The 12,484-nt window shown below is 53.4% G+C and carries 11 protein-coding genes and 1 pseudogene; 9 read left to right on the plus strand and 3 right to left on the minus strand.

Going from position 1 to position 12,484, the window contains the following annotated elements:
• The first annotated feature begins 154 nt into the window (after positions 1-154).
• From asnB to pyrE, 4 genes are all read left to right on the plus strand, one after another.
• Complete coding sequence (asnB, locus tag ACI0CA_RS05295) at positions 155-1,735, plus strand: asparagine synthase B (protein WP_446806488.1); 1,581 nt, start codon at positions 155-157, stop codon at positions 1,733-1,735.
• Between the two features lie 206 nt (positions 1,736-1,941).
• Positions 1,942-2,202, plus strand: a complete 261-nt coding sequence (locus ACI0CA_RS05300) for a hypothetical protein (RefSeq protein ID WP_176819914.1) — start codon at positions 1,942-1,944, stop codon at positions 2,200-2,202.
• Between the two features lie 96 nt (positions 2,203-2,298).
• Positions 2,299-3,297: a ComEC/Rec2 family competence protein gene (locus tag ACI0CA_RS05305; protein WP_446806487.1), complete on the plus strand. Its 999-nt coding sequence runs from the start codon at positions 2,299-2,301 to the stop codon at positions 3,295-3,297.
• 94 nt (positions 3,298-3,391) lie between these two features.
• Entirely contained in the window at positions 3,392-4,051 is a 660-nt protein-coding gene (pyrE, locus tag ACI0CA_RS05310) for an orotate phosphoribosyltransferase (RefSeq protein WP_373367785.1), read from the plus strand.
• Positions 4,052-4,129: 78 nt separating this feature from the next.
• Here pyrE and ACI0CA_RS05315 read toward each other — a convergent pair whose 3' ends face one another.
• A complete protein-coding gene (locus ACI0CA_RS05315) occupies positions 4,130-6,601 on the minus strand; it encodes an HAD-IC family P-type ATPase (protein WP_446806486.1) in 2,472 nt (823 codons plus the stop codon).
• Positions 6,602-7,005: 404 nt separating this feature from the next.
• Here ACI0CA_RS05315 and ACI0CA_RS05320 point away from each other — a divergent pair, with 404 nt between their 5' ends.
• The 5 genes and pseudogenes from ACI0CA_RS05320 to ACI0CA_RS05340 all read left to right on the plus strand — a co-directional run.
• Positions 7,006-7,614: an RICIN domain-containing protein gene (locus ACI0CA_RS05320; protein WP_308449709.1), complete on the plus strand. Its 609-nt coding sequence runs from the start codon at positions 7,006-7,008 to the stop codon at positions 7,612-7,614.
• 182 nt (positions 7,615-7,796) lie between these two features.
• Positions 7,797-8,603 carry an alpha/beta hydrolase gene (locus ACI0CA_RS05325; protein ID WP_308449710.1) on the plus strand — a complete coding sequence of 269 codons (807 nt, stop codon included), beginning with the start codon at positions 7,797-7,799 and terminating at the stop codon, positions 8,601-8,603.
• Between the two features lie 296 nt (positions 8,604-8,899).
• Positions 8,900-10,213 carry a glycoside hydrolase family 125 protein gene (locus ACI0CA_RS05330; protein ID WP_308449711.1) on the plus strand — a complete coding sequence of 438 codons (1,314 nt, stop codon included), beginning with the start codon at positions 8,900-8,902 and terminating at the stop codon, positions 10,211-10,213.
• A gap of 17 nt (positions 10,214-10,230) precedes the next feature.
• On the plus strand, positions 10,231-11,202 hold the full coding sequence (locus tag ACI0CA_RS05335; protein ID WP_308449712.1) for a carbohydrate kinase family protein: 972 nt from the start codon (positions 10,231-10,233) through the stop codon (positions 11,200-11,202).
• A gap of 10 nt (positions 11,203-11,212) precedes the next feature.
• Positions 11,213-11,359 (plus strand): annotated as a pseudogene (locus ACI0CA_RS05340) (metal-sensing transcriptional repressor); the annotation flags it as partial.
• A 122-nt stretch (positions 11,360-11,481) separates the two neighbouring features.
• Here ACI0CA_RS05340 and ACI0CA_RS05345 read toward each other — a convergent pair.
• Positions 11,482-11,697 carry a PF20097 family protein gene (locus tag ACI0CA_RS05345; protein WP_308449713.1) on the minus strand — a complete coding sequence of 72 codons (216 nt, stop codon included), beginning with the start codon at positions 11,695-11,697 and terminating at the stop codon, positions 11,482-11,484.
• A 48-nt stretch (positions 11,698-11,745) separates the two neighbouring features.
• Entirely contained in the window at positions 11,746-12,186 is a 441-nt protein-coding gene (locus tag ACI0CA_RS05350) for a helix-turn-helix domain-containing protein (protein WP_308449714.1), read from the minus strand.
• Positions 12,187-12,484: the final 298 nt, after the last annotated feature.

Below are 12,484 nucleotides of genomic sequence, written 5' to 3' on the forward strand. Positions count from 1 at the left end.
CCTGTCTTGTTAGAGACAGTAAAGGTGATCTTCTTTATAAGATAATTTAGGTGGCACCGCGGATACAACAGCTATTCGTCCTAAGAAATTGGGACAAACGGCTGTTTTTTTATTTGCGTTTGGACTGAAATTATTTTATTTGGAGGGAACCGATATGTGTTCGATTATGGGTTACACAGCAAAAGACATTCGTTTGGAAGATTTACGAAAGGGCTTTGATAAAACCGTTTCCCGCGGGCCGGATATGTCCCGCACACTGGAAACGCCCGCAGGTTGGCTCTTTTTCCACCGCCTCGCCATCATGGGCCTCACAGAAGAAGGCATGCAGCCGTTTGAGCTGGACGGTTCCGCCGTCGTCTGCAACGGCGAGCTCTACGGCTTCCGTTCCGTTAAAGAGGAGCTCCGGAGAAAAGGCTACACCTTCAAAAGTGACTCTGACTGCGAAATTTTACTCCCTCTCTACAAAGAAGAGGGCACCGAGATGTTCAAGAAGCTCGACGCCGAGTTTGCCCTGATTATTTACGATGCCGAGACTGATAGCTTCATCGCTGCGCGCGACCCTATCGGCATCCGCCCGCTCTACTACGGGTACAGCGAAAGCGGCCACATTGTGTTTGCCAGCGAGCCGAAAAACCTCGTCGGCCTGTGCCATCGCGTTATGCCGTTCCCGCCGGGCCACTACTATAAGGACGGCAAATTTACCTGCTACTGCGACATCGCCGAAGTCGAAGAAGTTTGCCGCGATGACCTCGAGACTGTCTGTAAAAACATCCATGATAAGCTCGTTGCCGGCATCGAAAAGCGGCTCGATGCCGATGCCCCGCTCGGTTTTCTTCTCAGTGGTGGGCTCGATAGCTCCCTCGTCTGCTCCGTCGCGGCAAAGCTTTTAAAGAAGCCCATTCGCACGTTCGCCATTGGCATGAGTGAAGACGCCATCGATTTAAAATACGCCCGCGAAGTTGCCGATTACATTCACAGCGACCACACCGAGGTCATCATCACAAAGGACGATGTTATCGAAAATCTCGAAACCGTCATTGCGCTGCTTGGCACGTATGACATCACCACCATCCGCGCCAGCATGGGCATGTACCTCGTCTGCAAAGCCATTCACGAGCAGACCGATGTCCGCGTGCTGCTCACCGGTGAAATTTCCGATGAGCTCTTCGGCTACAAATATACAGATTTCGCCCCCAGCGCCGCTGCGTTCCAAACGGAAGCCCAAAAGCGCGTGCGGGAGCTTCATATGTACGACGTGCTCCGTGCCGACCGCTGCATCTCCGCCAACTCGCTCGAAGCCCGCGTTCCGTTCGGCGACCTCGATTTCGTCAAATACGTCATGTCCATCGATCCCGAGATGAAGCTCAACAAGTACAAAAAAGGCAAATACCTCCTGCGCCACGCGTTCGAGGGCGATTACCTCCCGCTGCCGATTTTATACCGCGAAAAAGCCGCGTTCTCCGATGCCGTCGGTCACTCTATGGTCGATTACCTCAAGGCCTACGCCGAAACAAAGTATACCGATGACGAAATGAAGCTCCGCGCCGCAAAATATCCGTTCGCAACGCCGTTTACGAAAGAATCCCTTCTCTACCGTGAAATTTTTGAAAAATACTATCCCGGTCAGGCGGAAATGGTCAAGGACTTCTGGATGCCGAACAAAGCGTGGGAGGGCTGCGATGTCAACGATCCCAGCGCCCGCGTGCTCGCGAACTACGGTGCCTCCGGCGAATGATTGGAAAGATTCATAAACTTTCTCAATGTTTAACAAATTCACTGAAAATTTAACCTGATGCAACACACCTTTTTTCCGTTTAGCCCTTGTGTATTTTCTGCTGTTGTGATAGAATAAAGCCATCATAGGATATTATGGTTTTCCACATAGAACCCTATCGGCAAACCATAATGAGACTAAATCTCATATCGAAGGAGAGATGACTGATGTCCAAGATGATCGAACTTCACGACATCGATGTTCCGGGCTTCCTGTCTGTACTGGATAGCTGCGAGGGCAATGTGTATCTGATGACGCGCGACGGTGATAAGCTGAACCTGAAAAGCAAGCTGTGTCAGCTCATCGGTCTTACGTCTCTGATTGAAGGCGGAAAGATCGCAGAAGCCTTTGTGGTCTGCGATAATGAAGCGGATGAATCCAAGCTGTTCCGCTTTAACCTTTACAAGGACGAAACGCAAGGTAAGTAAAGAGTAGGATTTGCAAAGTAAGCTGCTGCAAGTAAAAACTGCGGCAGCTTTTTTGTATCACGTAAAACAAATTATGTAAACAAAAAGGAGAGACTCATGCCACAAAAAAGAACCGGTGCAGTCCGTCGCCGCCAACCCCGGAACAAAAAAACGCTTTCCGCCGTCATCAGCGCCGTCCTTGTGCTCGCGGCGGTGCTTGTCTATTATTTTCCGGAGCTTGAAACGTACCTCACCGGTGCACCGAACACAGACTCAAGCGCCCCCGCACAGCCCACCCAAAGCACCGACGCCGCCGACTGCGCCGTCTACTTTTTAGATGTCGGGCAGGGGGATAGCATTTTAATTCAAATCGGCACCGATTACAATGTGCTCATTGATGCCGGCACCCGCGAGGCGGGAGAGACCATCGAAAGCGACCTTCAGGCGCTCGGTGTCACATCGCTCGATGCCGTTGTCGCCACGCATCCGCACGCAGACCACGTCGGCTCCATGAAGCAGATTATCGAGGATTACACCATCGGCACGTTCTACATGCCCCTTTTGCCCGACGACCAAACGCCCACCACCGCTACATACGAAAATATGCTCGATGCCCTGCTCGACAAAAACATCCAAACCGAGCAGATCTCCACCGATACAAAAATCTCCGCGCCCGAAAACGCCAATTTTGCCGTCCTATCCCCGGAAAAGGACGAGATATTCGATAACCTCAACAACTATTCCGCTGTTCTGCGCTTCACCTACGGCAATATCTCCTTTATGCTCACCGGCGACGCCGAAACCGAGGTTGAAGAGAATATCTTAGCACGCGAAACGGACATCACTTCAAACGTTTTAAAGTGCGGTCACCACGGCTCGTCCACATCGTCCTCCATGGATTTTCTCCGCGCCGTGAACCCCGCCGTCGCCGTCATTTCCTGCGGGCAGGATAATAAATACGGTCACCCGCATCACGAAACGCTCGAAAGCCTTTCCGAACGCAACTGCAAGATCCTGCGCACCGATACAGACGGCACCGTCGCCGTTACAACGGATGGCAATACGTATTCCGTCTATACGTGGTCGGCGGAAAACGGCCTTTCTCCGGCAGCGTAAGTTCGCGTAAAAAATTTTGACGAAAACACAAATCTATGCTATACTGATAAAAATAAATTCCGACCCATGACGGAAATAAAGGATGGTTTTTATGCTGACAGAAAGCAAAAAGGCGTTTATCGAGTTCATGATGTCCGCAGACGTGCTGCGTTTCGGCTCCTTCGTCACGAAGAGCGGCCGCAATACGCCGTACTTCGTCAATACCGGCAACTATAAGACCGGCGAGCAGATCGCAAAGCTCGGCAAGTTCTACGCATCGCTCATCAAGGAGACCGTCGGCGAAGATTTCTCCGCCATGTTCGGCCCGGCGTACAAGGGTATTCCGCTTGCCACAGCCGCCGCCGCGTCCCTCTATAACGAGTATGGCATCTCGAAGCCCTACTTCTTCAACCGCAAGGAAGAGAAAGACCACGGCGAAGGCGGCAGCCTCGTCGGCTACAAGCCGAAGGACGGCGATAAAATTATTATCATCGAAGACGTCATCACCGCCGGTACCGCTGTGCGCGAGACCATGCCGATCCTCTACGGCTGCGGCAATGTGAAAGTCAACGATATGTTCATCTCCGTCAACCGCTGCGAGGTAGGCAAGGTTCCCGGCAAAACCGCCATCATGGAGGTCAACGAGGAGTTCGGCATCAAGGTCCACGCTATCGTCACCGTCGAGGATATCCACGAGTACTTAAAGCAGTCCGAAAAATACAACAATATCCTCCCCGCCATGGAAGACTACATGGCAAAATACTGCATCCTGTAAAATTAACAAGCGCATAAGAACACCCCGGCAAGCCATCCAAACCGCCTGCCGGGGTATTTTCATATTATCTCGACTTAATTAAGCTCTTTTACCGTCTCGCACCCTGCTTGGCTGCTCTGTGCGGCGGCGCGTTCTGCGGGCGGCGTGGCGGTTTTTGTGCGCCGCCGCACGCCGCTTTCTGCGGTGATTCTGGAAGAACCTGCTTTGCAGCAAACGCCGCGTGTGGTGCTCTGCAAAATGCTCCATAAAATGGTTTGTCTGCACCATAAAGACGACCGACACAATGAGCAGCGGGATCAAAATAAACAGCATCGGGGCGGTCAGCGGCACCATGGAAACCAGGTCCATGCAGCCGATGTATCCCACAAAGAACGCCGCCACCATCGTGCCGAACAGCGCCCCGCGCAGCGCGTTGAACGGCAGGCAAAGCTTGAACATCAGCATAAACCCAACGGCAAACGCCACAATGACCGAAAGTGTCGAGACCTGCGGGTTCGTCAAATTCAGCGGCCCCTTAAACAGCGTCAAAAACAAAACGCCAAGAATCATCGTCAGGGCAGAGGGGAACGATTTCTTCAAAACGTTCGCTAAAAAGCTGCCGCTTATACGCTCGTTGTTCGGCTCCAGCGCCAGAATAAACGATGGAATACCGATCGTAATCGAACTGATAAACGTCAGCTGAATCGGCTCAAACGGGTAGGAAGCAGAAAGAAAAATGAACAGCACACCCAGCACCGTCGAATAGATCGTCTTCTGTAAAAACAGCGATGCAGAGCGTTGCAAATTGTTGATGGAGCGCCTGCCTTCCTTTACCACCTGCGGCATGGAAGCAAAGTTGGAGTCGAGCAAAACGAGGTTCGAGACCGTGCGCGCCGCGTCGCTGCCGGAAGCCATCGCAATGCTGCAATCGGCCTCTTTCAGCGCCAGAACGTCGTTCACACCGTCGCCCGTCATCGCCACCGTGTGGCCGTGGTCTTTTAACGCCTGCACAAATTTCAGTTTCTGCTGCGGCGTCACGCGGCCAAACACACTGTATTGCTCAATTGCCCCCGCAATCTCCTCGTCGGTGTGCAGCGTTGTCGCATCGCAGTAGTTTTCCGCGTGGGGCAGGCCGGCCTTCTGTGCAATGTTAGAGACCGTCACGGCGTTGTCACCGGAGATGACCTTCAGCGTCACGCCCTGCTCTGCAAAATAGCGCAGCGTTTGCGGTGCTTCCGTGCGGATCTTATCACTGATTAAAATGAAGCCCACCGGCTCAATGTCGTCCGGCAGCACCTTGTTTTCAAGGAAAGGCTTTGCGGAGTGCGCCAGCAGCAAAACGCGTTCGCCGCGCGCCGCATATTCCTCCGTGTGTTCACGCAGCGCACCGAAGCGTTCGCCCAAAATGAATTCGCCCGCGCCCATCACATACGTGCCGCGCTCGCCGAAATACGCGCCGCTCCACTTCCTCGCAGAGGAGAACGGCACCGTCGCCGCAGCTTTCCAGTCCGATCCGCCGGGAAAGTATGCTTTCACCGCGTTGTACGTCGGGTTGTCGTCCGTCAAAACCTGCACAAGCGCCTTCAGCGGAGCCGTCATGTCCTCTTCGGTGTAGCCCGTCAGCGGGTGCAGCTCGTCCACCTGCATCGTGCCCTCGGTGATCGTACCTGTTTTGTCTAAGCATAGCACATCTACGCGTGCCAACGATTCGGTGCAGTACAGGTCCTGCACCAACGTCTTGTAGCGTGAAAGCCGCAGTACGCTCACGGCAAACACCACGCTTGTCAGCAAAATGAGCCCCTCCGGGATCATACCGAGGATCGCGGCGACCGTGCTCACAACGGCTTCGCGGATCGTGTCATGCAGCAAAAAAAACTGCTTGCAGAAAAGCAAAATGCCAATCGGCACCAGCGTAAAGCCGAGCGTCTTTACAATGAAATCGAGGGAATGGAGAATTTCGGAGTTCGTGCGCTTCACATACTTCGCGCCGTTTGCGATGCGGTTTGCGTAGTTTTCGCGGCCTACGTGCTCCACTTCGGCGTAACAGCTGCCGGAAACGATGAAGCTGCCGGAAAGCAGTTCGTCACCTGCGCGCTTCAAGACCGGATCGCTTTCGCCCGTGATGAGCGATTCATTCACTTCCGCTTCGCCCTCCAAAACGATGGCGTCGGCGCAGATCTGCTGCCCGGTCGAAAGGTGCAGCACATCGTTCATCACAATCCCGCTCACGGGTATCGTCTGCAGTTTTCCGTCGCGCAGCACAGAAGCCTTCGGTGCGGAAATGAGGGAGAGCTTGTCAATCGTCCGTTTCGCTCTTATGCCCTGAAACGAACCGATAATAATATTAGAAAAGATAACGCCCAAAAATAAAAGGTTCTTAAACGAACCCACCAGCAAAACGAACAGCGCCAGTACAAAGTTCAAAATGTTAAAAAATGTGAACGTGTTTTCTAAAATGATCTGCTTTTCGGTTTTGGTCTTAATGCCCTCGTCGGCGTTTGAAAGCCCGTCGCGCACGCGCTGCGCTACCTGCTCCGAAGAAAGCCCCTGTCTACGGTCTAAGCTATCCATCCCGTTACGATCTCCTTTTTCTTATCTAGATATAAGAATACACGATACACCACCCGAATGCAAGGATATAAAACGTAAATTTCTCTTACGATTTTGTGAATTCTTTCCTTTTGCTTGTAGAATATCCGCAAAAAACAAATTAACATTTTATGGAAAAAGTCAATTCAATTTTCAAGTCTATCCTGAAATCTATCCGAATTTTTGACACTTTTCACGATAGAGAGATAAAAACCCGTCAAAATCTGCTGTAAACAGCAAAATTCTCATTGTAAAACCCGCAGATAAAAGCCCTTGCGGCCGATTTGACTTTGCAGGAATTTATGATTATACTTAATTATCGTACATAGAAAATCAGAAAATGATATGCGAAAAGCATAGGTTTATTCATAAAGGAGAGATCATTCATGGCAGAAAAGACAGAAAAGAAATACGTTATCACAAACCATAGAAGCGGTAAGGTTCTCGCTTCCTGCGGCGGCTCTGCCGTGCAGATGACCGCAAACGGCGGCGAAACGCAGGTCTGGTGTGCCGTCCCGGCAGAAGGCACGTCCGTGCAGCTCGTCCATAAGGTCAGCGGTCTCGCGCTCACCGTTCCGGGTGAGGCAGAAAACGGCACCGCACTTGTTCTCGCAGAGGCACAGGGCAACGCTTCCCAGCTCTGGAAGCTGACCACTACCGTCAAGGGCTGCCGCCGCATCACGCATGTCGCGTCCGGCAAGGTCATCGACATCAAGGACATCAGCGATGCAGACGGCGCACCGGCACAGCTTTGGGAGTTCGTGAAGGGCGATAACCAGAACTGGGTGCTCACCGAGGTCGAAAAGGAAAAGAAAGCCCCGGCAAAGTGCGCCGCAAAAACCGCAAAGCCGGCTGCAAAAGAGAAAGCTAAGGCAGAGGTGAAAGCCGAAGCAAAGTCGGAAGTCAAGGCAGAAGTTAAAGCCGAAGCCAAGCCCGCCGCCAAAACCACAAAGGCAGCCGCAAAAACCACCAAAACCGCAAAGAAAACGAAGTAAGTTCGTTTAGCCGAGAGCCGCACCCAAACCGGGCAGCGGCTTTCTTTTTTACCCAACATTATTCTAAAAAGCGTGATCATACCCAAATTTTCACAAAATCGCCTTGCACCGCCCGTCAACAGCTGATATACTAAAGACAGTATGGTTTATCCTGCAATTTTGCGGCCAAAGGAGTTGTCTTTATGATACATGAAAAAATCAAACTGCACGTGCCGGGCTCTGCGGATTACGCAGCCATGTATACGTATTTTCTGGATCTTTCAAAAGAGGTTCCCATCGAAAAGCGTCCCACCGTCATCGTCTGCCCGGGCGGCGCGTACGCCTTTACGTCCGACCGTGAAGCCGAGCCCATCGCCATGCGCTTCAATGCCATCGGCATGAACGCCGTTGTCGTGCGCTATTCCGTTGCCCCGGCGCGCTTTCCGACTGCCCTTCTGGAAGTCGCCACTGCCGTGAAATACGTCCGCGAAGAAGGCGTAAAGTACGGCTGTGACCCCGAAAAGGTTTTCACCATCGGTTTTTCCGCCGGCGGCCATTTAGCCGCAAGCTACGGCAATTTCTGGAACCGCCCGTTCGTTGCGGAGGCTATGAACTGCCCGTCCGAGCTTCTGCGCCCGAACGGCCAGATCCTCTCCTATCCGGTCATCACGTCCGGCCCGTTCGCCCACCACGATTCCATCAAGAACCTTCTCGGTGAGCAGTACGAGCTCGAAAAAGCGAATCAGTCGCTCGAAAACTTCGTCACGAAAGATACCCCGCCCACGTTCGTCTGGCACACCCAGCCGGATGACTGCGTCCCGGTCGAAAACGCCCTGATGCTCGTCAGCGCCTTGCAGAAAAACGGCATCAAAACGGAGTTCCACATGTTCCCGGAGGGCGGCCACGGCCTGTCGCTTTGCAACGAAGTCACCTCGAACAGCGATGCCCAGCTCCTGCCGCACGTCGGCAAGTGGTTCGACCTCGCAGCGGAGTTTTTGCAGAGCCTTTAATCACCGATTTTCCGTAATCGCGAACGAATAAAGTCTTTGATCGACCTTTTCTAAAAGGCTTCGCCTTTTCGGGAGACCCCCTAATTGGGTCTCCCACGGGCGGAACGTCCACTGGAAGTTCCGCCCTCCCGTCCTGATTTTATGAACGCAAAAAGATTTCGTCGTCTGCGGACGACGACCAAAGGTTTCACCTTTGGAAACGGACAAACTTTCTCGAAGAAAGTTTGAACAAAGACTTTTAACCCTCGCTTACCGACAACTACTATTTATATTTCACACCCGAAAGGAATCATCCCATGAAAGCCATTGATTTGGAAGTCAAGCGCATCTGCGAGGAAAAGCTCGCAAACGACGCGAAGCTCTCGGAGCTCTTTAAAAATTGCTACCCCAACACCATGGATACCACCGTCAAAACCATCGGCGAAAAAGATACCTTCGTCATCACCGGCGATATCCCCGCCATGTGGCTGCGTGATTCCACCGCGCAGGTTCGCCACTATCTGCCTGTCGCAAAGCACGACGCAGAGGTTGCCGATTGCATTGAGGGCCTCGTGAACCGCCAGTTCAAGTGCATTGATATCGACCCCTACGCAAACGCGTTCAATCAGGAAGCGAACGGCATGTGCTGGCCGAAATACGCTGCGGAAACGCTCGGTCAGACCGCCAGCGGCGAATCCGACGATACCGATTTCGAGACCCCGTGGGTCTGGGAGCGCAAGTATGAGATCGATTCGCTCTGCTACCCGGTGCAGCTCGCGTACCTTCTCTGGAAAGAGACCGGCCGCACAGGCCAGTTTAACGACCAGTACAAAAAGAGCACCCTGCGCATCCTCGACCTTTTCACTGTCGAGCAGAATCACAGCAAGTCCCCGTACTATTTCCGCCGCATCAACTGCCCGCCCACCGATACCCTTACGCACGACGGCCACGGCGCGCCGGTCGCCGTTACGGGCATGACCTGGTCGGGCTTCCGTCCCAGCGATGACGCCTGCGTCTACGGCTATCTCATCCCGTCCAACATGTTCGCCGTCGTAACCCTCGGCTACACCGCGGAGATCATGCGTGAGATCTATAAGGACGAGGAAGTCGCCGCCCGTGCCGAAAAGCTCGCGTCCGAGATCCGAGACGGCATCGAAAAATACGGCGTCGTCGAGCACCCGAAGTTCGGCAAAATGTACGCCTATGAGACCGACGGCCTTGGCAACTACGTCTTCATGGATGACGCCAACGTCCCGAGCCTCATGTCCATCCCGTACCTCGGCTACTGCAGCGCCGACGACGAAATTTATAAAAACACCCGTGCCTTTGTTTTGAGCAAAGAAAACCCGTATTATTACGAGGGCACCGCGGCCAAGGGTGTCGGCAGCCCGCACACCCCGCCGGAGTACATCTGGCATATCGCACTTTCCATGCAGGGACTCACAAGCCGTGACCCGGAGGAATGCAAAGCGCTTCTCCACATGTTAAAAACGACCGATGACGGCAAGGGCTTCATGCACGAGGGTTTCCATAAGGACGACCCCTCTAAGTTCACGCGCCCGTGGTTCGCATGGTCAAACTCCCTGTTCAGCGAATTTGTCTTAAAGTGCATTGATGAAAATATTCTGTAATTAAGGAGCTGTTTTTCATGGCAGATTTTTACGCACTCGGTGAACTTCTGATCGATTTTACCCCCACAGGCAAAACGCCGGCCGGCATCCCGATTTTTGAGCAGAACCCCGGTGGCGCACCAGCAAACGTCGCCGTGCAGGCGGCGCGCCTCGGTGTATCCGCAGGCTTCATCGGCAAGGTGGGGCAGGACATGTTCGGCACGTTCCTGCGTGATACGCTCGTTAAGCAAAATGTCGATGTCGAAAACCTCCATTTCTCAAACGATACCGCAACGTCGCTCGCGTTTGTGCAGCTGTCCGAATCCGGAGACCGCGATTTCAGCTTTTACCGTAACCCCGGCGCCGATACGCAAATCACGTTCGATGAGGTCAATAAGGATGCACTCGCAAACGCCAAGGTACTGTGCTTCGGCTCGCTCCTGCTTACTGCAGAGCCGGGCCGCACGGCTGTGCCGCAGATTGTTTCCTACGCCCGCGAGCACGGTGCTATCACCGCCTACGACCCGAACTGGCGCGCACCGCTGTGGCCAAATGCCGAAGCCGGCATCCACGCCATGAAGAGTCTGCTGCCGCTTGCCGATGTCGTCAAAGCGTCCGATGAGGAGCTTGAAATGCTCACCGGCTGCACCGAGATCGAAGCGGGCGCAAGGGAGTTCTTTAAGCTCGGCGTGCAGGCGGCGGTCATCACGCGCGGCGCAAAGGGCTGCGTCGTCTGCACCCCGAAAACAACCTTAACGCTCAACACCTACGATACAAAAGTCGTCGATACCACCGGCTCCGGCGACAGCTTCTTCGGCGCGTTCCTCACAAAGCTCATGGAGACCGGCAAGCCCGTTTCCGAGATCAACGAAGCCGAGCTGCGCGATGCGGCCGATTTTGCAAACGCCGCAGGCTCCGTCTGCGCGACGAAAAAAGGCGCGATTCCTGCGCTCGCCGACCGCGAATTGATCGAAACGTGCAGAGCGTCTATCCCGCTTTTAAAGCCGTAAGCCATTTCCCGCAAAATCCGCTTTGCACGGCTGCGGCAAGGCCGTATTAGAGGGGCACATCAAGCACGGCGTGCGCGACAGCATCGAGCACGGCGACGCAGATAAAACCATCGAAAACTTCACAAAAGCTGTGGAACGCTTCTCCAATATGGGCTGATCCCGGCTGAAAATCAAACAAAACAGCGAAGTGCATGGGGATACCCACAGCACCTCGCTGTTTTTAGTTTCTCTCGTATTCCGTCTTTTTCAAATTTCCTTTTTCGGGCTCTTTATTTAAGCTCAATAGTCAAAAACTATCGTGCGGCAGTCTTCGCAGATATTCGCCTGTATCCGCACGCGGTGGCTTGGCTTTAACGGCGTGATCTCCACAAAGCCGTCGGCGTTTTTGGCGTTTTCAAATACGCCGGGCACGGTGTTCGCAAAGCTGAACGCGCCGTCCTTGCTTGTAAACAAGTATCCCTCGCGCATCGCTTTTCCGCATTTCGGGCAATTCATAGAATTTTTCTCCTCTCTGAATGTGTAACAATTTTGCGGAAGCAAACCTTACGGCTCGGCAGGGTGTTGGCTTATCTCGAGCGCTTTCTGCATTTTTCGCTCAAAGTCTTCTGCCTTCACAAGGGCAATGCCTTCACCCTTGTCACCGAGCACGATCAGCCGGTCGCCTTCCTTTAAGTCAAACATTTCCCGCGCTGCCTTCGGAATAACGATCTGCCCGCGCGTGCTGAGTGTCACCGCACCCCAAAGGTGCTTGCCCGCAGGGGCAGGGGCGAGAGCCGTGTGGCCCACTCGGTTTTGGTCGTGCAAAAGCGCGTCCAGCGTCACGCCGTAGTGCCTTGCAAGGTGGTCGCATTTTTCAATGTCCGGCACGGTTTCGCCCTGCTCCCACTTGGAGTAGGACTGCCGCGTCACCCCGGCGATTTCCGCCGCCTGCTCCTGCGTCAGCCCCTTAAGGCCGCGCAGCAAAATGAGATTATCGGCGAGCATAAGCTCCACTTCCTTTCTGCATTCAGTATATCGCTGCGCAGTGAAATTTTCCACCAAACAAACGATACATACTTCTCAATTTCATGTTAAGTTAAACTGCCTTGAGGGCATAAATTGTGCCTGAAGCTTTGGCTTCCTGATGCCAAAGCACGGTCCCTTGCTTGTACAAGACCCGTGATGCACGTTCAGAGATCCAGACGCGCCGACGCTGAAACAGACCGATATCGGCATTGCGATGGGCGGTGTGGGCATGGTCGTTATAATTGTGAAGCTCGTTTTGGATATAAGGAACGGCTAA

It is taken from the genome of Hominenteromicrobium mulieris (assembly GCF_046197855.1).
Lineage (GTDB): Bacteria > Bacillota > Clostridia > Oscillospirales > Acutalibacteraceae > Hominenteromicrobium > Hominenteromicrobium mulieris.